This window comes from Moheibacter stercoris, from assembly GCF_040545805.1.
GTDB classification, from domain to species: domain Bacteria; phylum Bacteroidota; class Bacteroidia; order Flavobacteriales; family Weeksellaceae; genus Moheibacter; species Moheibacter stercoris.
Genome location: NZ_JBEPMO010000003.1, coordinates 1 through 22,447, shown reverse-complemented (window position 1 = coordinate 22,447; position 22,447 = coordinate 1). Strand labels below are relative to the sequence as shown.

Annotated in this window: 21 protein-coding genes; 14 read left to right on the top strand and 7 right to left on the bottom strand. The window is 37.5% G+C overall.

The features are described from left to right. Positions 1–24: 24 nt before the first annotated feature. On the bottom strand, positions 25–438 hold the full coding sequence (locus tag ABID46_RS03430; protein ID WP_354507094.1) for a GxxExxY protein: 414 nt from the start codon (positions 436–438) through the stop codon (positions 25–27). 126 nt (positions 439–564) lie between these two features. Next, on the bottom strand, positions 565–1,713 hold the full coding sequence (gene dinB, locus ABID46_RS03425) for a DNA polymerase IV (RefSeq protein ID WP_354507091.1): 1,149 nt from the start codon (positions 1,711–1,713) through the stop codon (positions 565–567). Between the two features lie 114 nt (positions 1,714–1,827). On the opposite strand from dinB, the gene ABID46_RS03420 reads away from it, so the two are divergent. Then, positions 1,828–2,634, top strand: coding sequence for a helix-turn-helix domain-containing protein (locus tag ABID46_RS03420; protein WP_354507089.1), 807 nt, complete (start codon positions 1,828–1,830; stop codon positions 2,632–2,634). A 180-nt stretch (positions 2,635–2,814) separates the two neighbouring features. Here the strand turns inward: ABID46_RS03420 and ABID46_RS03415 are convergent, their stop codons facing one another. From ABID46_RS03415 to ABID46_RS03405, 3 genes are all read right to left on the bottom strand, one after another. After that, positions 2,815–3,441 carry a hypothetical protein gene (locus ABID46_RS03415; protein ID WP_354507087.1) on the bottom strand — a complete coding sequence of 209 codons (627 nt, stop codon included), beginning with the start codon at positions 3,439–3,441 and terminating at the stop codon, positions 2,815–2,817. Between the two features lie 241 nt (positions 3,442–3,682). Next, positions 3,683–3,853 carry a hypothetical protein gene (locus ABID46_RS03410; RefSeq protein ID WP_354507085.1) on the bottom strand — a complete coding sequence of 57 codons (171 nt, stop codon included), beginning with the start codon at positions 3,851–3,853 and terminating at the stop codon, positions 3,683–3,685. Positions 3,854–4,470: 617 nt separating this feature from the next. Next, positions 4,471–6,387 (bottom strand): S9 family peptidase, encoded by a 1,917-nt coding sequence (locus ABID46_RS03405; RefSeq protein ID WP_354507083.1) that lies wholly within the window; start codon positions 6,385–6,387, stop codon positions 4,471–4,473. 176 nt (positions 6,388–6,563) lie between these two features. Here ABID46_RS03405 and ABID46_RS03400 point away from each other — a divergent pair, with 176 nt between their 5' ends. The 7 genes from ABID46_RS03400 (at position 6,564) to ABID46_RS03370 (ending at position 15,745) form a co-directional block, all read left to right on the top strand. Then, positions 6,564–6,875 (top strand): hypothetical protein, encoded by a 312-nt coding sequence (locus tag ABID46_RS03400; protein WP_354507081.1) that lies wholly within the window; start codon positions 6,564–6,566, stop codon positions 6,873–6,875. Positions 6,876–6,938: 63 nt separating this feature from the next. After that, a complete protein-coding gene (locus tag ABID46_RS03395) occupies positions 6,939–8,501 on the top strand; it encodes a SulP family inorganic anion transporter (protein ID WP_354507079.1) in 1,563 nt (520 codons plus the stop codon). Positions 8,502–8,526: 25 nt separating this feature from the next. After that, positions 8,527–9,165 carry a carbonic anhydrase gene (locus ABID46_RS03390; protein ID WP_354507077.1) on the top strand — a complete coding sequence of 213 codons (639 nt, stop codon included), beginning with the start codon at positions 8,527–8,529 and terminating at the stop codon, positions 9,163–9,165. Between the two features lie 93 nt (positions 9,166–9,258). Continuing rightward, on the top strand, positions 9,259–9,717 hold the full coding sequence (locus ABID46_RS03385) for a DUF4268 domain-containing protein (RefSeq protein WP_354507075.1): 459 nt from the start codon (positions 9,259–9,261) through the stop codon (positions 9,715–9,717). Between the two features lie 59 nt (positions 9,718–9,776). Then, on the top strand, positions 9,777–13,637 hold the full coding sequence (locus ABID46_RS03380; RefSeq protein WP_354507073.1) for an FIDD domain-containing protein: 3,861 nt from the start codon (positions 9,777–9,779) through the stop codon (positions 13,635–13,637). 377 nt (positions 13,638–14,014) lie between these two features. Beyond that, entirely contained in the window at positions 14,015–14,248 is a 234-nt protein-coding gene (locus ABID46_RS03375; RefSeq protein WP_354507071.1) for an addiction module protein, read from the top strand. 336 nt (positions 14,249–14,584) lie between these two features. Continuing rightward, positions 14,585–15,745 (top strand): sensor histidine kinase, encoded by a 1,161-nt coding sequence (locus ABID46_RS03370; protein WP_354507069.1) that lies wholly within the window; start codon positions 14,585–14,587, stop codon positions 15,743–15,745. 2 nt (positions 15,746–15,747) lie between these two features. On the opposite strand, the gene mgtE is transcribed toward ABID46_RS03370, so the two are convergent. Beyond that, positions 15,748–17,103, bottom strand: coding sequence for a magnesium transporter (mgtE, locus tag ABID46_RS03365; RefSeq protein WP_354507067.1), 1,356 nt, complete (start codon positions 17,101–17,103; stop codon positions 15,748–15,750). Beyond that, positions 17,100–17,858 carry a 16S rRNA (adenine(1518)-N(6)/adenine(1519)-N(6))-dimethyltransferase RsmA gene (gene rsmA, locus ABID46_RS03360; RefSeq protein ID WP_354507065.1) on the bottom strand — a complete coding sequence of 253 codons (759 nt, stop codon included), beginning with the start codon at positions 17,856–17,858 and terminating at the stop codon, positions 17,100–17,102. Before rsmA ends, mgtE begins: the two co-directional genes overlap by 4 nt. Before the next feature lie 301 nt (positions 17,859–18,159). Between rsmA and ABID46_RS03355 the strand changes: the two genes are divergently transcribed. The 6 genes from ABID46_RS03355 to ABID46_RS03330 all read left to right on the top strand — a co-directional run bounded on the left by ABID46_RS03355 (position 18,160) and on the right by ABID46_RS03330 (position 21,928). After that, positions 18,160–19,047, top strand: coding sequence for a cell division protein FtsX (locus ABID46_RS03355; protein WP_354507063.1), 888 nt, complete (start codon positions 18,160–18,162; stop codon positions 19,045–19,047). 20 nt (positions 19,048–19,067) lie between these two features. Continuing rightward, the gene (locus tag ABID46_RS03350) at positions 19,068–19,352 is read left to right on the top strand and encodes a DUF3098 domain-containing protein (protein WP_354507061.1); all 285 of its coding nucleotides are present in this window, start codon (positions 19,068–19,070) and stop codon (positions 19,350–19,352) included. Continuing rightward, complete coding sequence (locus tag ABID46_RS03345; protein ID WP_354507059.1) at positions 19,349–20,161, top strand: undecaprenyl-diphosphate phosphatase; 813 nt, start codon at positions 19,349–19,351, stop codon at positions 20,159–20,161. The genes ABID46_RS03350 and ABID46_RS03345 overlap by 4 nt, the downstream gene beginning before the upstream one ends. Beyond that, positions 20,162–20,857 carry a tRNA pseudouridine(55) synthase TruB gene (truB, locus tag ABID46_RS03340; protein ID WP_354507057.1) on the top strand — a complete coding sequence of 232 codons (696 nt, stop codon included), beginning with the start codon at positions 20,162–20,164 and terminating at the stop codon, positions 20,855–20,857. It begins immediately after the preceding gene. A gap of 323 nt (positions 20,858–21,180) precedes the next feature. Continuing rightward, positions 21,181–21,321: a hypothetical protein gene (locus ABID46_RS03335; protein WP_354507055.1), complete on the top strand. Its 141-nt coding sequence runs from the start codon at positions 21,181–21,183 to the stop codon at positions 21,319–21,321. Positions 21,322–21,634: 313 nt separating this feature from the next. Continuing rightward, positions 21,635–21,928 (top strand): GIY-YIG nuclease family protein, encoded by a 294-nt coding sequence (locus tag ABID46_RS03330; RefSeq protein WP_354507053.1) that lies wholly within the window; start codon positions 21,635–21,637, stop codon positions 21,926–21,928. The last annotated feature ends 519 nt before the right edge of the window (positions 21,929–22,447 follow it).

Here is a 22,447-nt window from a genome sequence, read left to right as displayed (position 1 = left end):
TTTTAACCACATAGAGACATAGTTTTACTCTTGTGGTAAGAAAGTAAAATAATCATTTACAAAAGTTTTTTGTCCTTCTCGGAAAATATGGTTGCAATGAAAATTAATGAGTATTCCTTTTGGTGCTTTTAGGAGTTTCATATAGGTGAGAAGCTGCGCTTCATAGACTTCCATAATCTGTTGAGATGTTTTTAATTCAACAACTAAACAGTTTTCTATATATAAATCACATCTGAAGTGAATATTTAAAGGTTTTTCTTTGTAGAACACTGGGATTTTCATCTCTGTGAGAAAATTTATTTTCCTATTGTTTAATTCTTCTTTCATGGCTTCTAAATAAGCAGATTCCAATAAGCCTCTTCCAAAGTATTTGTGAACTTCAATAGCAGAACCTATCACCTCGTAGGTCAAATCGTCTAAATATTTTTTTGTTACCATATTCAGTTTTTTTTAAGTTGTACTATGTGTCTATGTGGTTTTAGAAGTATTAAGTATTGTTGTTGTTAAATACTCAACTTCCATCCTCCAACTTCTGACCTCCAGCTTCCGACTTCCAACTTCCAGCTAAGACGCCCCAAACAAATCTCCTTTGGCGACAGCTTGGAATCCGTGGCGGAGTCGTATGCGGTCCATGGCTTGATTGAGTCGAAGATCTTTGACATCATCGTTGAACAAGTCGGTTTGGTAATTTCCCGAAATCAAATGGCTGAATTTGATTCCAATTAATCGAATTAACATTCTTCTACTGTATAATTTGCCAAACAATTCGGTGACTTTTTCGCCAATCATCCGATCGGAATTTGTGTATGCGATTCGGATTTGTTTCGTATGTGTATCGAAATTGCTGTAGCGAATTTTGAGCGTAATGCAGCCTGTTAATTTTTGGTCTTTTCGTAAATCAAATGCCAATTCGTTCACCATTTTGGCTAAGGTCTTTTTCAGTTTCTGCATATCAATGGTGTCTTCTTGAAAAGTCGTTTCCTTGCTCATGCTTTTCTGTTCTTGGTAGGCGAGAATGGGAGAATCGTCCACGCCATTGGCTTTTTTCCAAATGCTGATTCCATTTTCACCCAAGACGCGACGAAGGGTAAATACTTCCATTTGCTGCAGTGTGAGACATTTTGAAATGCCCATGTTGCGCAATTGGGTATAGGTTTTTTCGCCGACCATTGGGATTTTTCGAATGGAAAGCGGAGCGAGGAATTGCTTTTCGGTTCCGTTGTCGACTTTGAGTTCTCCGCAAGGTTTGGCTTGTCCGGTTGCAATTTTTGAAGTGCATTTGTTCGCTGAAAGTCCAAACGAAATAGGCAATCCTGTTTCCTTCATGATGCGTTGTCGGAGTTCTTTGGTCCATTTCCAGCAGCCGAAAAATTTGTCCATTCCCGTTAGGTCAAAATAATGTTCGTCAATACTTGCTTTTTCATAAAGTGGAACGCTTTCTTGGATGATTTCGGTGACGATGTTGGAATACTGAGAATACAAATCATGGTCGCCTTGCACGACGATGGCGTCGGGGCAAAGTCGAAGTGCTAATTTCATGGGCATAGCCGAATGAATACCGTATTTGCGTGCTTCGTAACTACAAGAAGCCACGACGGCGCGGTCCGATTTCCCTCCAATCAATACCGGTTTTCCTACGAGTTCTGTGTTGAGTAAGCGTTCGACGCTTACAAAAAAGGAATCCAAATCACAATGTACGATATGTCTCTCCATCTTTTTATTCGCTCTTTGCGAGTCTTTCTTTTCTAAATCTTGTTTGTTTGAAATTTTTCCCTAATTTTGACTATTATTTAGTCAAAGTTCTGACTACAATTTAATCAAATTAAAATGGGAGATGCAACTATTTTTTTAGGTTCGAATGTTAAATTTCTTCGAAATCGTCAAAAGCTCACACAAGATGCTTTGTCTAAGGAGTTGAAAATGACTCGATCTAAATTGAATTGTATTGAGATTGGACAAACGAAATCTCCATCGATTGAAGACATGTTAAAATTCTCTTCTTATTTTAAAATGAGTTTGGATACTTTAATTAAGATTGATTTGTCGAAACTAGGTGAATTGCGTATCCGTGATTTGGAAGCGGGCAATGATGTGTTTATCAAGGGTGGAAATTTACGTGTCTTGGCGATTACGGTCGATAAGGAAGACAATGAGCATGTGGAGTATGTACCAATTAAAGCGCGTGCTGGGTATCAGGCGGGTTATACCGATCCGGAATTTATTGCGTCTTTGCCGAAATTCTCGGTTCCGAATCTTCCCAAATCGGGGACGTTTCGGATTTTTCCTACGGTGGGTGATTCGATGTTGCCCGTGCCAGAAGGAAGTGATGTGGTGGCGCAATATGTGGAAGATTGGTCGAGTTTGAAACCTCAGACTTTGTGCATTGTGATTTTGAAAAATGTGCAGGATTTTGTGTTCAAAATGGTGAGTTTGCAGGAAAATGGTAGGTTTTTGTTGGAATCCTTGAACAAGACGTATCAGCCTTATGAAGTAAAGGTAGAAGAGGTTTTGGAGGTGTGGAAATTTCATTCGTATCAGAGCAAAGAGATTCCGGAAGTAGGAGGGGATTTGTCGGATTTGATGAGAGAGATTAAGGAGATTAAGAAAGTTTTAGGCGTAGGAAGTAGGAAGTAGGAAGTTTTCTGGTAGTAGGTATTGGGTAGCAAGTAATAAGTATTGGCAGAAAGTTCTGCGTAGTCTTCGAACTTCAGAGAAGTTAAATGTCTGTAGTAAATAAAGTAAGGTGAAGGAAGGTTTTGGCGTGTATTTTTGCTTGGCAAAAATCATGACAAAACGTAAATTCAAAGCCTTTAATCAAGATTGAAAATTCCTTTTTCTAAGGTATAAAAAGACGCAAAGTGAAACGAAAACTAAGAATACTGAAATCAAAATAATATTTAGTGCGGAAGAATTTTGGCTGTGAATGAGGGAAAGTTCTTTTTTGGGAATATTGACTTCCCATTTGTTGCCATCATTTGTGGTAATTAGAATCTTGTTGTCTTCTATCTTGTAATCTTCTCTCCAAAGAAAGTGAGAGGTTGTTTCGATGAGATATTTGTCTTGTATGTTGAATTGGTTTCCTGTTAGGAAAAAATCATTTTTGGGTTCTTTGTTTAAAACCGAAACTACCCACCCCTTTTTGTAATACCAAAAACTGACCATTAGGATATTTTCGCCATCGTTGGTTAAATTACCTTCCTTATATCCAGTCGGGTTAAATTCTCTTATCCAAAATAGGGTTGAATCTTTGTGGAAAACGCCCAATTGCCATTTCCTTTCCCAAGGGTATTTTGCAGAATCTTGATCGGCGTAGTCAATGAAGGCAAAGTATTCTTTGTTGTCAGATTCTAGGATGTAAGGTTCCCAAGAACCAGGTTGATCTGCATAGGAATGTGATGTAAATAAGAGGAATAGGATGAGGTATGTGTAGAATTTTTTCATTGGCTATGAATGCAAATATGAGGTATTACTATTGTTTGTTGAAATTTTCATTTTTTACCGCAGAGAACGCAAAGGTTTCGCGGAGAATTGAGAGGTTTTGTGAAATGCTCCGATAAAGCTGAGAATTATTTCACGAAATGGATGATATAGGGCGTTTGAATTTTGGTTGAAATTGAGCATGAGTTAAGGCGCAAGATTGTGCGATGAAATCTTGTGTTATAAACTTCGTAGAAATGAATTTCTAAGGATTCATTGGGTCTTCTAATTCCTCAGGATCTGGTTTTTTGCCTTCTTCAATGATTTCTCTTTGTGAGCTAATTTTGGTTGAATTCTTTCGGTTTACAAACCAATAGGTGACCAATCCTAATATGACCAAACAAATCAGTGTCACTACAATTGAAATAGTATCCATAGCTTGAAAATTTAAAGGTTGAGATAATAACTGCACAATAATTTGTCCAAACTAGTGGATTAAGTGTGGAAATTTGATTTGTTTCAGTTGGATTGTTTTGTGTTAATCGCTGAGAATGAAAAGATTTTGCGGAGAGCGTAGAGGTTTTGGGATAGTCTTGTCAAGGTTTCAAACCTTGACAAGGCTAGTTTTTTATAAATATTCAACTTATAATTCTTGGCTCATTGCTCGAATTCTTGCCCTTTTTGCGCTAGGGATGGTAGTAGATATCCTTTTTTGTGTGCTGGAATTTTCTGTTGGTAAACTTTTTTCTGTATCACACAAAAAAGATAGGAGCGGACAGCCCGCTCGAGCGCCCTGAAATAGTTTAATGTTTGAAGTTTAAGGTTTAAAGTTTAAAGTGGGGCCTTCGACTTCGCTCAGGAACCAATTTTAATGTTCCGAAACTAGGTTTCTCCTCTTAATCTCAAATGCTCAGGAACCACTTTTATTGTTTAAATCGTTTGAAGCGTAAGGGAAGATAGACACGCGATGCAATCGCGCGCCAGAATAAGTTTGAGGCAAAAAAAAGGAAGCCGTTGTGGGTGCTTCCTTTTTTCTTGTATGGTGGTGAATTCTTATAGGGTTTCTTTTAACCATTTGAAAAATTCGGTGTGCCAAATGATGGAGTTTTGGGGTTTTAATACCCAGTGGTTTTCTTCTGGGAAGTAGATGAATCTACTTTTGATTCCTTGCAATTGTGCTGCTTGGAAGGCTTCTTGTCCTTGTCCGATTGGCACGCGGTAGTCTTTTCCGCCTTGGAAAATCAAAATAGGCGTGTCCCAATTTTTCACCAAGTTGCTTGGGTCAAATTCGTTGTAAGTTTTCATGGCTGCTGGATTGTCTTTTTCCCAGTAAGCTCCTCCTGCATCCCAGTTGGTGAACCACATTTCTTCGGTGGTTCCGTACATAGAACGTAGGTTGAAAACGCCATTGTGCGAGATGAAGGTTTTGAATCGTTTGTTGTGGATTCCTGCTAAGTATAAAACAGAATATCCGCCATAACTCGCTCCCACAGCTCCTAAACGGTCTTTGTCTACATAAGATTCTTTGGCTACGTCATCTATCGCTGCCAAATAATCTTTCATGACTTGTCCGCCCCAGTCTTTGCTGATGTCTTCGTTCCATTTTACACCATGTCCTGGCATTCCACGACGGTTTGGTGCTACGACGATGTAGCCTTGTGCGGCCATCAATTGGAAGTTCCAACGGTAGGAATAGAATTGTGTCAAAGCAGATTGTGGGCCTCCTTGGCAATATAAAAGGGTCGGATATTTTTTGGTTGGGTCGAAGTTAGGTGGATACACAACCCAAGTTACCATGTCTTTTCCGTCGGTTGTTTTGACAATTCTTTTTTGGAATGTGCTCAAAGCGATATTGTCATAAATCTCTTTGTTGACGTTGGTTAATTGAGTCAATTTCCCTGATTTTAAATCGACTGAATAAATTTCTGCGGCATGGTTGAAATCGGTGCGCGTTACGATAAACGAATTGTCTACTTGTCCCACCAATCCTGCGATGTCAAAATCTCCGCTGGTGATTTGTCTGATTTTTGGCGCCATTTTGTTAAGGCTTGCTGGATTGAATTCCACAGAAAACAATTGGGTTGTTCCGCCAACTGCTGCATTGAAATAAATGGTTTTCCCATCTTTTGACCAAGCAAATCCGTTTACGGTTCCGTCCCAATTTTGGGTAAGGTTGTGTTTGGTTCCGTTGTGAACGATGACGATGTCATTTTTGTCTGCTTCGTATCCGTCTCTTTTCATGCTTAGGAAAGCCAAAGTTCCGGTAGAAGAAAATTCTGGATGGGTATCGTACCCCATCATTCCTTCGGTTAAATTTTTGGTAGTTCCGGTTTTTACGTCATATTCGTAAATGTCGGTATTGGTGCTTAGAGCGTAGTCTTTTCCTTTTTTCTTTTTGGAAACGTATAAAATTTTGGAACCGTCTGGACTCCAAACGAAATCTTCTGAACCACCAAAAGGCATTTGTGGCGAATGGTAAGGTTCGTCTTTTAAGATGTCGATTCCGTCAACTTCTGTACTATTGTTTAGTTTTAAAATTAAATGGTTGTAGGTTCCATCCATCCAAGTGTCCCAATGTCTATAGTGCAAATCGTCGTAGATCATGACGTTTGATTCCTTGAAATTTGGGTAATGATCAGTTCCTAAAACTTTGTCAATTTTTACTTTTTCGATTTCAATTTTGCGTGTTTTGTCTGGAGAGACGCTTCTGTCTGCTACTAAATGATTGTAGTCTTTGATTTCCACTGCAGTTCCACCTTTGATAGGCATGGAATAGGTTTTGGTGGTTTTTTCGCCACCTTCTGCGTCAAATTGGGTAACCGAATACAAGATGTTTTTACCGTCAAGGGTAATTCCGATGGGAGAAAGTCTGTTGACCTTCCATAATAATTCTGGTGTCATCATGTTTTGTGCAAAAGTTGAAATGCTTAATCCTAAACAGATTAGAAAGAATAAAGAAAATCGAATCATTATTTTAATTTTTAGAATTTCAAATATAGGAATTCAAAAAGGATTGATTCTTAGGAATTATGTGGAAAAGTTAAATTGTTTTTAATTAAATGATTTATGTCATTTGTTGCTAAAAATCTTGTGATTTAAAAGAATCTTAACATTAAATTTAAAAATCAAGCCTTAGTTTTGCGTTAATGAAAATTCTGAACCAAAAACTTTTCATCTTTTTATTTTCGACTGTATTCTTGGTCTGCCTATTGAGTCCTATTTCGATTGGGATGCAATATGGTGACTTGAGTTCTTACAACGAAATTGAGCATAGTGAAACGGTTCCTTTTACAGAATTGAATGAAGAAATCAAGCACAAGGTGAAATTGTGTCAAGATTTGTTTCAATGGAAATTATTAAAAGAAAATGCACGAGCGAAAGTTTATTTACAAGCATTTGATGACTTGAAAAATCAGGTCAATTTATCCATTTCCACACCACCTCCCGAATTTGTTTAATTCTCTGCGCCGCACAGTTTCTGTGCTTACATATTGAGTTTTAAACAAATAATCTAAAAATTTATGAATTTATTCAAAAACTGGAAGAAAGATGTTCCGGCCAGTTTAGTTGTATTTTTCGTGGCATTGCCCTTGTGTTTGGGTGTAGCGCTTGCGAGTGGAGCTCCTTTGTTCTCGGGGTTAATTGCCGGAATCATTGGAGGTATTGTGGTCGGATTTATCTCGAAATCAGAAATTGGGGTGAGTGGCCCCGCGGCTGGATTGACAGCCATCGTTTTAACAGCGATTACCGATTTAGGATCCTATGAAATCTTCTTAGTAGCCGTTGTATTAGCGGGAATCATGCAAATCATCATGGGGATTTTGAAAGCTGGAGTTATCGGTTATTATTTCCCATCGGCGGTGATTAAAGGAATGTTGTGTGCCATTGGTATCATCATTTTTGTGAAGCAAATTCCTTTGGCATTGGGGATGTCTGGTGAAATGGAATCAGACCGATTAAAATTTGGAACCATCACCGAACAAATTTCTTTTGGTGTAGTGTTAATTACCTTAATTTCCTTGACGATCTTATTTGTCTGGGACGAAATTTTGGCCAAAAAGAATCAGTTTTTCAAATTGGTTCCAGGTCCACTGATTGCAGTTGTGGTGGGAATCATTTTGTACTTAACAGTTGGTCAGGAAGGTGAATTAGCATTGAAATCGAGTCAATTGGTCAATGTACCGATTCCTGAAGATTTTAATTCCTTTATATCCAATTTTACCTTTCCCGATTTTTCGGCTTTGCTGACGCATAAAGGCGTTTATGTGACAGCCTTGACGCTTGCAATTGTAGCGAGTTTGGAAACTTTGTTGAGTGTAGAAGCGACCGATAAATTGGATCCGTTGAAACGTCAAACTCCGACGAGTTTTGAGCTGATTGCGCAAGGTGTTGGAAATTCATTGTCGGGATTAATTGGTGGTTTGCCATTGACGCAAGTTATCGTACGAAGCTCTGCCAATGTAATGAGTGGAGGTGTTTCAAAACTTTCAACCATTTTGCATGGAGCTTTGTTGTTGTTGAGTGTTATTTTGATTCCTGTGATTTTGAATAAAATTCCTATCGCGGTTTTGGCAAGTGTTTTATTGATCATCGGATACAAATTAGCCAATCCGAAGCGATTTGTGGAAATGTGGAAATTGGGCAAGGAGCAATTCGTTCCCTTTATTGTAACGGTTGTTGCCATTGTGGTTTTTGATTTATTGGTCGGAATCATCGCGGGATTGGTCGTTGGAATTGTGGTTTTGTTGTTGAAATCCTATACCAATTCACACCAAATGTTGATCAAAGAATTCAAAGGTCAAAAGAATTTATTTCACATGAATTTAGCAGAGGAAGTAACCTTTGTCAACCGTGGTTCCATTGTAAAAGAATTGGATGCCTTGCCACAGGGTTCCTTTTTGGAATTGGATTTCCGTAAGACCAAAATCTTGGATTACGACATCTTGGAATATTTGGACGAATTTACCGTCAAAGCAGCCAACAACAACATTCAAATTAAATTGATTTCGGAACGTGGGATTGTCGATAATCCTGTGAGTTTCCGTGAATTCTTTGGTCACAAAGTATTCAAAATGGGTCATTAAAAATTAACAAAAAGAACAAAACAAAATGAGTATAGAATTTTATCAGCAATTGCTAGAAAATAATAAAAAATGGGTGGAATCAAAATTGGAATTAGATGAAAATTTCTTCTCCAAACTAGCCGATGGTCAACAACCGCCTTTGTTGTGGATTGGATGTGCCGACAGCCGCGTACCTGCAAATGAAATCATTGGTGCGCAACCTGGAGAGGTTTTCGTTCACCGTAACATTGCCAATATGGCGATTCCTTCAGACATGAACATGTTAAGCGTTTTGGACTATGCGGTTAATGCTTTGAAAGTAAAACACGTAATTGTTTGCGGTCATTATGGTTGCGGAGGTGTAAAAGCGGCAATGGGAAATCAGTCGTATGGATTGGTGGACAATTGGATTCGTCATATCAAGGACAATTACCGTTTGCACAAGCAAGAATTGAATGCGATTGAAAACGAACAAGAACGTTTTGATCGTTTTGTCGAATTAAATGTGTTGGAGCAAGTTTCTTCTTTGGCTAAAACTTCGATTGTGCAAAAGGCTTGGGAGAACGGACAAGAATTGCATCTTCATGGATGGGTATATGGCGTTGGATCTGGGATTGTGAAAGATCTTAATTTCGATTTGAGTCATATTTCTGAAATGGAAAAAGAATACCAATTGTGTTTCTAATTCGAGTGAATTAAGCTTAAATCTAATTGAATCATAGGAAAAGCCTTGGGAAATCCATTTTCCGAGGTTTTTCTTTTTTAGTAGGTTTGCAAAATGTATTCAAAAGAAGAAGCGGCAGAGATTAGGAAAAAATTTTGGACGTCCTTTGGTCAGTATATGAAACTTCAAGAATCTGCTTCGGGAGAAGAGGTGAATTGGGTTAATTACAAGACGGGAATCAAAGGAATTTTTTTCAAAACAGATTTTCAAAATAAATGGGCGCGTATTGCGATTGAAATTTCCTTGAAAGACCAAGAAATTCAAGAATTAATCTATGAGCAATTTGTAGAATTTGATGCGCTTTTTGCTTCTGAAGTTGGCGACTGGATTTGGTTTCCAGACTATGTTGACGAGACAGGAAAGCAAATAAGTAAAATTGAATTACAACTCAAAAATGTGAGTATTTTCCGAGAAACAGATTGGTTTGAGACGATTAATTTTTTGAAAGACAATCTTTTGAAGCTTGATGAGTTTTGGGTAAATGTGAAAGATTCTTTTGAAATATTTAAATAGAATGTTAAATTTGATTGGAATTTTTAAGGAATCCAACAAATTATACACTCTTATAACACATGCAAAGAATTTACATTTTACCTTTTTTATACCTACTTATTTTCGGATTATCCATTAGTTCAAAAGCCCAAACCATTCCGGAGGATATTATCAATCCGGTATGTGATAGTCAATCCATGACATTGGGAGCTCCGGGAAATACAGGTATTTATAATTTGACCATCCCATGTAATCAAGGTCAACCTCTATCACCCTTCATGGACTTTTATTTTGTTCGTATACAGTCGGGTACGACTTTTACGTTTTTAGTAGAGCCTGTTGGGAATGACGATTATGACTTTGGAGCTTGGTTAAATCCGAATTGGAACAACATCAATGCAACACCTGCTGCCAACAAGAGGGGATCTCAAAATGACCCTTTTCAATCGGGACAATTCAATCTTGGTTTGTCTTTGACGGCTACAGATTTATGTGAAACAGGAGGTTCGGCTGGTTATCCAGAGCCTGGAATGGTTCGGTACTTTGATGTGCAGGCAGGAGATGAAATTCTAATTGCGATCGATAGATGGAGTAGTACAACAGATGGGTATACCATTAGTTTTGGAGGAGATGCTGAATTGGATTGTACTATTTTAGGAAATTCCTACGGAAAATGTGATGTTGATAATAACAATTCAGAACAATTTTTCATTTCAGATTTTCTTCCCGATTTACAAGTTGATTATCCCAATCATACATTTCAATATTATGCAAACCAAGTCAATGCTGAAAATGAAACGGGGCCTCAATTGACATTTCCATTGACGGTTAATTACAATAATGGAGATCCAACAGAAGTTTTTGTACGAGTAGAAAACAATTCAGGATCATTTATCAGAGTATTGAAAATGTTCTTCTTTGTGAACAAACTCCCCACTTTATTGACCAATGAATTGGATTTACCGATTCAGTGTGATGACGATTTAGATGGTCAAGCAACATTTGATTTGACATTGTCTCAACCCTTATTTGTGGCCTTGCCGGCTGATGTGAATTTTACTTATTACACCACACTTGCCGATGCCAATGCAGGCGGAACCAATAATATCCCCAATCCAACAACTTATAGTTCGGGTTCAGGACAGGTTTTTGTTCGAATCAGCAATGATCCACAAGATGGCAATGAGGAAGGTTGTTTCCGCGTAGGAATCATCAATTTAGAAGTTTCAGATTTTGATGTTCCAGCGCAAACGCATACGACAGATCCTTTGTGTGATGAAGATGGAGATGGTTTTGTGAATGTGAATTTGACTGATTATTTGGTCGAATATGTAACAACACCAACCGATTATCAAATTAGTTTCCACACCAATACAGCGGATGCTACTACTGGGAATAATCCGATTGTAAATCCTACTAATTATTCTATTCCAGCAGGTACCAGTCCGATTATTTATGTTCGAATCAAATCCTTGACAGATGATTGTTTTTCCATCAGCACCTTACAGATTCCAACCATTGAACGTCCTGTGTTGAATACGTTGACCGATTTGGAAGATTGTGTAGATCAACTTACGGGAGATTTTCTATTTGATTTAACGCAATTTGATGCATTGGTTGTGAACAATTCTGCCAATTACACGATTACGTATCATACTTCTCAAGCCGATGCCGATGCTGGAGCCAATGCAATTACTAATCCAACAGTTTACCCTTTGGCTTTGAATACAACCCATACGATTTATATACGAGTAGATGCAGGTGGATGTCCACATACGACTTCTGTGAGAATTACCATCAATTCCAATCCAGATGTTGCAGCAGATGTAACCTATACTGGAATTTGTGACGATGATGGCGACGGAACAATTCTCGTGAATCTAACAGACAACGAAGCAGCGATGCTCGACAATCCTGCGAATTATTTGATTAGCTATCATACTTCTCAAGCCGATGCCGATGCGGGTGCAAATCCAATTGCGAACCCAATTGCATATGCGATTCCAGCAGGTCAAACAACGATTGTTTACATACGAGTGAAGCATTTATTGAACAATTGTTTTACCGTTCGTTCGATTAGTTATACGACCTTGGAACGTCCGGTTTTGAATACCTTAACCGATGTTGAAGAATGTGTATCTCAAAGTGGAAATATTCCGTATGATTTGACTCAATTTGCCGCTTTGATTGTTGCCAATCCAAATGATTATGTGATTAGCTATCATACTTCCCAAGCTGATGCTGATGCTGGAACAAATGCTATCGCTAATCCAAATGCTCATCCAATTTTGGTCGATACACCAACGCAGATATTCATTCGTGTAGACAACCAAGGATGTGCTGATTCTCGTTCGGTTTGGATTCGTTTGTATTTAGAACCTCAAATCAATGATTTAGCGCCGCAAGTTTTCTGTACTACGCAACAGACGGGTTCTGTAAATTATGATTTGACGCAGCATGTATTTGAGTGGGCAATTGGTGATCCAGTAGATTATTTGTTTACCTACCATACTTCCCAAGCCGATGCAGATGCCGGAGCTAATGCTATCGCTAATCCAAATGCTTATCCAATTCCTGTTGGTATTACAACCAACATCTATGTTCGCGTAAAAAATCAAACCAATGATTGTTATGTGGTAACCTTGTTAACACTTTATCCAGGTGCTACGGCAACGCTCAATACCGGACTTGAAATTATTTTATGCGATGAGAATTTTGATGGTACTTATACCTATACCTTACCACAAATGAATGCTCAGTTGGTTGCCAATACCGCTGGTTTGACTTTCTCGTATTATTTGACACAGCAAAACGCTATAGATGGAACCAATCCGATTGCACAAAATCAATGGAACAATTATCCGATTACAACCTTGCCATTCGAAATTTGGGTAGTTGCCCATACGACAGACAATTGTCCGTCCGACCCAGTGATGGTTCGTTTTGTTTATGGAACCGATATTTCGTTGATCAATTCAACTGTTGGACCTATTGATTATTGTATCGAAGATAGCATTGATTTGACTTCGTATCAAAATCAAATGACGAATGAAACAGCAGTTTTCTTTAGTTATCATAACTCTTTGGCGGATGCCGAAAATGATTTGAATCCAATTGCCAATGTAACGCAATTCAATCCAGATGGAAACAATTCGGTTTATGTACGATTGGAAAAAATAGATCGTTGTCCCGTTATTGTAGAAATGAAGTTCAACCGATTGGCAACTCCAAGTATTGAACTAAACGAAACCTATTTCGAATTATGTCCAGGTAATAGCTTTGAAGCCATCGCAATTTCAGATGATCCAAACGCATCTTTTGAATGGTTTTTAGGCACGAATTCAGTTGGAACTGGAGCAAGTTTGGAAATTACCGCCAATGGTACCTATACAGTAATTGTTACAGGTGCAAATGGTTGTGTCAACGAAACAACAATTACCATCGCAACACCTCCAACGCCTTATATTACAGGGATTGAATATGGACCTGATTATATTATCGTTTCAGCCAATTCAGGAGATGGAGGAGGACATTTAGAATTTTCTCTAGATGGTGTTTTCTGGCAATCTAGTCCAAGGTTTGACAATTTGATTCCAGGTGAAGCTTATACCGTGTATGTTCGTGAAGATGGATGTATGAAAGATCAATATGATGTAACCATTCTTTCCATTAGCAATTTCATTTCACCAAATGGAGACGGAATCAATGATATTTGGGAAGTGAGAGGAATTGAATTATCGCCACAAACGACCATTCAGATTTTTGACCGATATGGGAAAATCTTTGTCGATACGACTTTCGAAGGAAATTATCGTTGGGATGGAAAATATCTAGGTCGCCCAGTTCCGTCGGGTGATTATTGGTACATCATGAATGTTCCTTCAGACGGAATCATTAAAGCACAAAAATTCATGGGACACATCAGTGTACGAAATCAATAAAAAAATGAAAATGATAGAAAGAAGTTGTCTTTTAAGATAGTCTTTTTTTAAATAGTTTAATTCATAAGCTTACAAAATAGATAGATGAAAAATCAATTTTTTGAATTTATAAAAGTGCTAATCAGAAAATACGATAATACTTATGTGTCAAGAGTCTTTTATCAGTATCAATACGAAGCAGTAAGCTTTTTTGAAAATAGTTCTAAATTAATTCCCCTCCGCTCCCGCACGATTAACGAAGTGTATCGTGTGGAATTAGCAATAATAGTTTTATTATTTGTAACTAACAGCTAAACATAAATCAAATGATTTGAAAGTATACATTTCATAATCAAGATGGATTGTATTTTGTAACTTTGATTAAGTTTCAAATGGTTATGGATTCAGCGAATGATTTAAGAAATAGAATTAGAAATTATATCGAGAATTCAGATGAAAGAATATTGAAAATCATTAATGCACTAATCGATTCCGAAACAGAAGAACAAGATGTATCACAATCTCACAAGGAACTGTTGGATCTGCGATTGAAATTGCACAAAGAAAATCCCTCGGAAGGAAAATTTTGGGAAGAAATCAAGGCAGCTTTAGAGACACAATATGGTTTATGAATTAATTGTTAAACCTATAGCTGAACAAGATATTATTCAAGCAGTAGAATAGTATCCAGAACAATCGGAAACATTACATTTGGAATTGGTAGACTATAGAACTTTCCAAAAAACACCTAAAAACGCCAAAACCCTTATTACCACCCGTTTTAGCGCCGCACAACTGAGTCTTAGCGCCGCACAACTGAGTCTTAGCGCTGCACAAATAATTTATAACCCCTCTACTTCAAACTCCCAACCCCCATCTCCCAACCCTTGTCCGCCGTAGGAGGATCCAACTCCCAATTCCAAAGAATAACATAAAAAATAATACATTTACAGTCCAGAAGAGTTTGTATGAATCGTTTTGATCTTCTCAAGAATAGAAATTTGAGTAAATGGATTGGTTTCCTCGTTGCCTTTCTCATCTTTGGGGCAACCGTTTGGTATTCCAACCAATTTGCGCAACAATTAAAAAAAGAAGAGCAAACCAAAATGGAAACCTATGCCAAAGCGGTTCAATTGATGGGTTCAGATCTTACCTTGAGTTCAGATGCTCAAAATTTTCTCTTGGATATTGCCAATCGTAATACAACCATGCCCGTGGTTTTAGTCGGCGAAATGGGCGAAGTCAACGCGATGATGAACATTGACGAAGAAATCCAATCCGATTCTTTGAAGATGAAATCCATCATTCAATCCATGAAAGAAAAGCGCAAACCTATTGAGATTGATTTAGGAGAATTGGGGAAGCAATTTGTTTACTATGAAAATTCCTCCTTATTAACCCGTTTGCAGTATTATCCGATGATCCTTATTTTGATTATCATTCTTTTTGTGTATTTCAGCTATTGGTATTTCAAAACCTTGAAAAATACTGAACAAAGTTTCCTTTGGGCAGGAATGGCAAAAGAAACGGCGCACCAAATCGGGACTCCGCTTTCTTCCTTATTGGGTTGGGTGGAAATCTTGAAAATGGAGGACATGGACCAAATGCCTGTCATCGAAATCGAAAAAGACATTCACCGATTGAATCAAATTACCGAACGTTTTTCCAAAATCGGGTCCTTACCTGAATTGCATCCGCATAATGTTATCGAACTAACCGAAACGACCGTCAATTATCTTCGAGATCGTATTTCCAAAAAGGTGGATTTACGATTCAATTCATCCAAAGAAGAAATTAGAATTCCCATCAATCAAGCTTTGTATAGTTGGGTAATAGAAAATTTGGTAAAAAACGCAGTCGATGCCATGCAGAACAAAGGTGCCATCAATGTCTACATCACCGATTCCGATTCCAAAGTAACGATTTCGGTTTCCGACACAGGACCTGGAATACCCAAACCTTTGCATAAACGCATTTTCGAACCTGGATTTACAACCAAAACTCGTGGATGGGGATTAGGACTATCCTTAGCCAAACGAATCATAGAAAATTACCACAAAGGAAAAATTTTCGTAGCCAAATCAGACAAAGAATCCGGAACGGAAATTCGAATTATTTTGAGGAAATAATTTTAGAATCCCAAAATCATTTTAGCAATCAGAAAGTAAATAAATACACCAAAAATGTCATTACTCGTAGTGATAAATGGACCTGTGGAAACCGCTGGGTCTAGTCCTCTTTTGGATAAAACCAATGGAATTGCAGTTCCAATTACAGCTGCTATGACAATCACTGTGATCAAAGCTACACAGATAGTTACAGAGATTAAATAAGGTGTTCCAAACCAATAATGACTGAAAAACAATACGATAAAGGCAATGCCTAAGCCATTTAATAAACCTAGAAGAAATTCTTTCCCAATCAATTTCCAAACATCTCCTTTGATGGCTCCATTGGCTAAACCTTGAACGATAATTGCAGAAGATTGAATCCCAACATTTCCAGCAGTTGACTGAATGAGCGGAACGAATAAAAGGAGAACTTTGTATTTTTCCATTGCCGTGCTAAAACCATCGATTATACTCGCAGCACCAAGTCCGCCAAACATCCCAATCAATAACCATGGAAGTCTCGCTTTGGTTAAAGTTAAAATGCTATCATCTGCATCGACATTTCGCGTAATACCCGCCGCTAACTGGTAATCTTCGTCCGCTTCTTCCTTCATCACGTCCAAAATATCATCGACCGTGATGACGCCTTGTAATCGAATCAACTCGTCGACAACAGGAATTTCCATTAAGTCATATTTTTGGATTTGATTGGCTACATCAACGTCTTTTTCATATACCTTGACGTAACGAACCTTATCGTTGTAGACTTCTTCCAAAAGTGTATGGGAAGAGGTCGTCAATAATTTTTTTAAACTCAGAATCCCCAAAAGGGTATTGTCATCGTCTACGACATAAACCGAGAAAACTTCTTCCAAATCTCCGGCTTGTTTGCGCATTTCGCGTACGGCAGTGATGACGTTCCAATTTTTATTGACTTTTACAAACTCTTTACGCATCAATCCTCCTGCTGTATCTTCGTCATAGCGCAATAAGTCAACGATGTCTTGCGCGTGCTCTTTGTCTTCTAACTGCGCAATTACTTCGTCTTGTTTGGTTTCGGAAAGTTCACTGATGATGTCTACTGCATCATCGGTGTCCATTTCAGGAATTAAATCTTCCGCAATTTCTTTGGCAGAGAATTGTTTCAAGAGACGCTTTCTATCTTCGTCTTCCAATTCCAGAAAGACATCAGCAGAAATTTCATTGTCGAGCAAAGAAAGGATGAAAGATTGCTCCTCTATATTGAGTTCAGAAAAGATTTCAGCAATATCGGCCGGATGCAGTTCCGACAACATTCCCAAAACAGATTTGGAATTTTGATCGTGAATGCAATCGGTGAGTGCTGTGATAAAATCTTTGGTGATCTCTATGTTCATCCACTTACTTTAGCTGTTAGTTCTATAAAATCTTCGACAGATAATTGTTCCGCACGCAAGTTAAGCAAATTCTCGTCAACGCCATGTTGCGAAATGTTCAAACTTTTCAATGCATTGCGCAAAGTCTTACGTCTTTGGTTAAATGCTGTTTTCACGATATTGAAAAACAAACGTTCATCTACTTCCAAATGTGTATGCTTACGTTTCATGCGCATTACGCCCGATTTTACCTTTGGTGGCGGATTGAACACATGCTCATCTACCGTAAATAAATATTCGGTTTCATAATAAGCTTGGGTCAAAACAGAAAGAATTCCGTAAATTTTGGATCCTTTTTTCGAACAAATTCGTTCCGCAACTTCCTTTTGAAACATACCTGCCATTTCAGGAATTTGTTCGCGGTCTTCCAATATTTTAAAGACAATTTGCGTAGAAATATTGTAAGGGAAATTTCCCAAAATACAAACGGGTTCATTATTGAACGCTTTGGCCAAATCCATTTTCAAGAAATCTTCACCGAAAATTTTTAAGGTCGGATAATTGTTTTGTAAATATTCAACCGATTCAGAATCGATTTCAACTACCGAAACATTCTTTTTTTCTTGCATCAAGAACTTGGTCAAAACACCCATTCCAGGACCGATCTCCAAAACTTGGTTATAATTTTCCCACGTCAAAGCATCGACAATTTGTTTGGCAATGTTTTCGTCCTTTAAAAAATGCTGACCTAAATGTTTTTTGGCTTTTACGTTCATTTTGCGAAGGTAATGAGGATTTGCGAAATACAATGTAAGTTGTGGGTCATTGGTTTTTTGTTTATGGTATCAAGTATCAAGGATCAAGATTGATTTATAGGATCAATTTATTTAGATTTCCAAATAATCACAGCATCCTACTACCACCTGTCATCCTGTCCCGATAGCTATCGGGAGTCGAAGGATCTGCCCCAACTTCTAACCTCCAACCTCCAACTTTAATAAATGTTTAACAACTCAGGATTTGAAAAGATTTAACCAAAGAAAGATTTTTTATACCTTAGCCCGAAAATACAACTGAATGTCTAAACAGAGCGATAAATTTAATCAGGGCAGACTTCGTTCGTCCAATATCACAGTAGTAATTAGTATTGCGTTGGTGCTCTTTTTACTAGGTCTTTTTGGTCTAATCGTCATCAATGCACAGTCTTATGCGGATTACATCAAAGAGCAATTGAAATTGGAAGCCTTTTTTTCTGATGAATACGATCCAAGAGAGCAAGACAAGGAATTGGTACGTCAACAAGAATTCATCGACTCGATCAAAACCTACGATTTCGTTAAAAGTGTTCAGTATATTTCCAAAGAAAAAGCTTCAGAAATTGCAAAAACAGAATTGGGAATTGACGATAACGAAATCTTTGAAGCCAATATCTTTCCAGCTTCAGCTCAAATCACTTTAAAACCCGATTATGTCAATCCAACTCAAGTAGATAGCATCAAAACCTTATTGGCTAAAAGTCCTATTATTAGCGAAGTGGTCAATGACGACGAGTTGATGACAACCGTTTATAACAACATCGATAAAATTCGATTTTGGTTAATGGTGTTTGCAGGAATTTTTCTAGTGATTGTCATGGTCTTGATCAATAATTCCATTCGTTTACGAATTTACGCCAAACGATTCTCCATCAAAACCATGCAGTTGGTGGGAGCGAGGAGAAGATTCATCATTCAACCCTTCTTATTGCAAAGTTCTGTATTAGGGTTTTTAGGTGCTGTTTTAGCAATCCTTGCTTTGGGTGGATTATGGTATTATTTCGCTGGAATTGTTTCCTTACCTTGGTGGAATGACGACTTTTACTGGCTTATGCTAATCCTTGTTGTCATTGGAGTTTTCATAGCCTTATTAAGTACTGCCATCGCGACTTGGAGGTATTTGCGATTAAGAACCGATCAACTTTATTAATCATTTAACTCAAAACGTTTATGAGTAAATTAACCAAATCAGCAGATTCAAACTTTACCTTTTTATTTGGTAAACGAAATTATATTTTCATGGCCATCGGTTTGGCCGTTATCTTATTCGGATTCTTATTGATGATGGGGCCAGATGCCAATACACGTCCCGATGGAACTTTTGATCCCAATTATTGGAATGATGGAATCTTTTCATGGAGAAGAATCCGTTTGGCACCTTTTATCATCATGGTCGGATTTGCTATTGAAATCTATGCCATCTTATTAAATCCCAACAAAAAGACAGCTGAATGAGCGAAATAATTAAAGCAATTATCGTCGGAATCGTTCAAGGATTAACCGAATTTTTACCTGTGTCTTCAAGTGGACACATTGTGATTGCACAAGAAATTCTTAACATTAAATTTGACGAAGAAGACAACCTTTTATTTGCCATCGTTTTGCATTGTGCAACTGCTTTGAGTACGATTGTAATTTTTAGAAAAGACATTGCGCAAATTTTCAAAGGATTGTTCCAATTTAAAAACAATGAAGAATTCCAATTCTCTTTAAAAATAGTTCTATCGATGATTCCTGCAGCCTTAGTAGGAGTTTTGTTGAAAGATACTTTGGAAGAATTATTTTCCAACCTACTCGTGGTCGGATGTATGCTTTTGGTAACTGCTTCTTTGTTGTATTTCGCCGATAAAGCCAAAAATACTGGAAAATCAGTAGGATATAAAGATTCCTTTATCATCGGAATTGCACAAGGATTTGCCGCTTTATTACCTGGATTATCGCGTTCAGGATCTACCATTTCAACCTCAATTTTGCTTGGAAATGATAAGTCCAAAGCCGCTCGTTTTTCATTTTTAATGGTTTTGCCTTTGATCTTAGGTGCAACGGCTAAAATGTTTTTGGATGCCAATGAAACTGGAGGACTTTCCATCGACGGAATGCCAATTGGTGCTTTAATTGGCGGATTTATCGCAGCGTTTTTGTCAGGATTATTGGCGTGCAAATGGATGATTGAATTGGTGAAAAAAGCAAAACTTACCTATTTTTCAGTGTATTGTGTCATTGTGGGATTATTGGTTATTTCCTACGCAATGTTTCTCAAATAAATGACAGCTGAAGAAATCCAAGAAGGAAAAGTATTATTGATTGACAAACCCTTGGATTGGACATCTTTTGATGTTGTCAACAAGGTTCGATGGAACATTAGAAAAGCCTATAATCTCAAGAAAATCAAAGTTGGTCACGCGGGAACTTTAGATCCAAAAGCTACTGGACTTTTAATTGTTTGTACAGGGAAATTTACCAAACGAATCGACGAGATTCAAGCCGAATCCAAAGTTTATACCGGAACCATCAAATTGGGTGTGACTACGCCTACGTACGATACGGAATCGGAGGAAGATCAAACTTTTCCTACGGAACATATTACGGAAGAATTGATTCACGAAGCAACCAAACAATTCCTTGGCGAAATCGATCAATATCCACCCGCACATTCGGCTATCAAAGTAGATGGGAAGCGTTTGTACGAATTAGCCCGAGCTGGAAAAGAAGTAGAATTGAAAGCCAGAAGAATTCATATTTACGATTTCAAAATCACCAAAATTGATCTGCCTTTTGTCGAATTTGAAGTGCATTGCGGAAAAGGAACTTACATTCGTTCCTTGGCAAACGATTTCGGAAAAGCTTTGAATTCAGGCGGATATTTAACTGAATTGAGAAGAACCAAAATCGGTGATTTCTCGGTTGAAAATGCGGAAAATGGGGTGTTGGAATTGAACTTCTTTCAAGAGAATTCATAATAAAACTTAATATACTAACTTCCGTAAGTTCGAGTGATTTCAACGAAGTATGAGTTGGAATTGTATCAAGAACTTTTTGGTAGGAACTTCTCGCTACATTTTTCTTCATTCCATTTCGAAAAACACTCGAAGTGACGTTGTGGTGGTATTTATTCATTCCGTCAGTTCGAGTGATTTCAACGAAGTATGAGTTGGAATTGTATCGAGAACTTTTTGTTAGGAACTTCTCGATACATTTTTCTTCATTCCATTTCGAAAAACACTCGAAGTGACGTTATGGTAGTATTATTTCATTTCGTCAGTTCGAGTGATTTCAACGAAGTATGAGTTGGAATCGTATCGAGAACTTTTTGGTAGGAACTTCTCGATACATTTTTCTTCATTCCATTTCGAAAAACACTCGAAGTGACGTTGTGGTGGTATTAATTCATTTCGTCAGTTCGAGTGATTTCAACGAAGTATGAGTTGGAATTGTATCGAGAACTTTTTGGTAGGAACTTCTCGATACATTTTTCTTCTTTCCATTTCGAAAAACACACGAAGTGACGTTATGGTGATATTAATTCATTTCGTCAGTTCGAGTCATTTCAACGAAGTATGAGTTGGAATTGTATCAAGAACTTTTTAGTAAAAACTTCTCGATACATTTTGCTTCATTCCATTTCGAAAAACACTCGAAGTGACGTTTTGGTGGTATTAATTCATTTCGTTAGTTTGAGTAATTCAAATAAGCATTTATAGATGGGTTATAAGCTTTAAAAATCATTAAATTTGAAAATGAAAATATCCTTTGTGTATATTTTGGAATGCTCTGATAAAACATTTTATGTCGGAATTACTTCAAATTTAGATAAACGGCTAGAATCTCACCAAATGGGAAAATATCAGAATTCGTATACATATAAAAGAAGGCCAATTAAACTTGTATTTTATGCAACCTTTACCGAAATAGAAAAGGCTTTTGAAGTTGAAAAACAAATAAAGAAATGGTCAAGAGCAAAAAAAATTGCACTAATTGAAGGAAGATTCGAAGACCTTCCTAATCTTGCCAAGAAAATGTTTAAAAATTAATCTTTTATAATACTTTCCGTCAGTTCGAGTGATTTCAACGAAGTATGAGTTGGAATTGTATCGAGAACTTTTTGGTAGGAACTTCACGAAATATTTTACTCATTCCATTTCGAAAAACACTCGAAGTGACGTTATGGTGATATTATTTCTTTTCGTCAGTTCGAGTGATTTCAACGAAGTATGAGTTGGAATTGTATCGAGAACTTTTTGGTAGGAACTTCTCGATACATTTTTCTTCATTCCATTTTGAAAAACACTCGAAGTGACGTTATGGTGATATTAATTCATTTCGTCAGTTCGAGTGATTTCAACGAAGTATGAGTTGGAATTGTATCGAGAACTTTTTGGTAGGCATTTCTCGATACATTTTTCTTCATTCCATTTCGAAAAACACTCGAAGTGACGTTGTGATGGTATTATTTCTTTTCGTCAGTTCGAGTGATTTCAACGAAGTATGAGTTGGAATTGTATCGAGAACTTTTTGGTAGGCATTTCTCGATACATTTTTCTTCATTCCAT

Excerpts from the sequence above, each read along its gene's own strand:
- ABID46_RS03395 (WP_354507079.1), top strand. The coding sequence starts at position 6,939 with ATGAATTTATTCAAAAACTGGAAGAAAGATGTTCCGGCCAGTTTAGTT.
- mgtE (WP_354507067.1), bottom strand. The coding sequence starts at position 17,103 with ATGAACATAGAGATCACCAAAGATTTTATCACAGCACTCACCGATTGC.
- truB (WP_354507057.1), top strand. The coding sequence starts at position 20,162 with ATGACAGCTGAAGAAATCCAAGAAGGAAAAGTATTATTGATTGACAAA.
- ABID46_RS03335 (WP_354507055.1), top strand. The coding sequence starts at position 21,181 with ATGAGTTGGAATCGTATCGAGAACTTTTTGGTAGGAACTTCTCGATAC.
- ABID46_RS03405 (WP_354507083.1), bottom strand. The coding sequence starts at position 6,387 with ATGATTCGATTTTCTTTATTCTTTCTAATCTGTTTAGGATTAAGCATT.
- ABID46_RS03330 (WP_354507053.1), top strand. The coding sequence starts at position 21,635 with ATGAAAATATCCTTTGTGTATATTTTGGAATGCTCTGATAAAACATTT.
- ABID46_RS03345 (WP_354507059.1), top strand. The coding sequence starts at position 19,349 with ATGAGCGAAATAATTAAAGCAATTATCGTCGGAATCGTTCAAGGATTA.
- ABID46_RS03390 (WP_354507077.1), top strand. The coding sequence starts at position 8,527 with ATGAGTATAGAATTTTATCAGCAATTGCTAGAAAATAATAAAAAATGG.
- rsmA (WP_354507065.1), bottom strand. The coding sequence starts at position 17,858 with ATGAACGTAAAAGCCAAAAAACATTTAGGTCAGCATTTTTTAAAGGAC.
- dinB (WP_354507091.1), bottom strand. The coding sequence starts at position 1,713 with ATGGAGAGACATATCGTACATTGTGATTTGGATTCCTTTTTTGTAAGC.
- ABID46_RS03350 (WP_354507061.1), top strand. The coding sequence starts at position 19,068 with ATGAGTAAATTAACCAAATCAGCAGATTCAAACTTTACCTTTTTATTT.
- ABID46_RS03385 (WP_354507075.1), top strand. The coding sequence starts at position 9,259 with ATGTATTCAAAAGAAGAAGCGGCAGAGATTAGGAAAAAATTTTGGACG.
- ABID46_RS03430 (WP_354507094.1), bottom strand. The coding sequence starts at position 438 with ATGGTAACAAAAAAATATTTAGACGATTTGACCTACGAGGTGATAGGT.
- ABID46_RS03380 (WP_354507073.1), top strand. The coding sequence starts at position 9,777 with ATGCAAAGAATTTACATTTTACCTTTTTTATACCTACTTATTTTCGGA.
- ABID46_RS03415 (WP_354507087.1), bottom strand. The coding sequence starts at position 3,441 with ATGAAAAAATTCTACACATACCTCATCCTATTCCTCTTATTTACATCA.
- ABID46_RS03375 (WP_354507071.1), top strand. The coding sequence starts at position 14,015 with ATGGATTCAGCGAATGATTTAAGAAATAGAATTAGAAATTATATCGAG.
- ABID46_RS03370 (WP_354507069.1), top strand. The coding sequence starts at position 14,585 with ATGAATCGTTTTGATCTTCTCAAGAATAGAAATTTGAGTAAATGGATT.
- ABID46_RS03400 (WP_354507081.1), top strand. The coding sequence starts at position 6,564 with ATGAAAATTCTGAACCAAAAACTTTTCATCTTTTTATTTTCGACTGTA.
- ABID46_RS03355 (WP_354507063.1), top strand. The coding sequence starts at position 18,160 with ATGTCTAAACAGAGCGATAAATTTAATCAGGGCAGACTTCGTTCGTCC.
- ABID46_RS03410 (WP_354507085.1), bottom strand. The coding sequence starts at position 3,853 with ATGGATACTATTTCAATTGTAGTGACACTGATTTGTTTGGTCATATTA.
- ABID46_RS03420 (WP_354507089.1), top strand. The coding sequence starts at position 1,828 with ATGGGAGATGCAACTATTTTTTTAGGTTCGAATGTTAAATTTCTTCGA.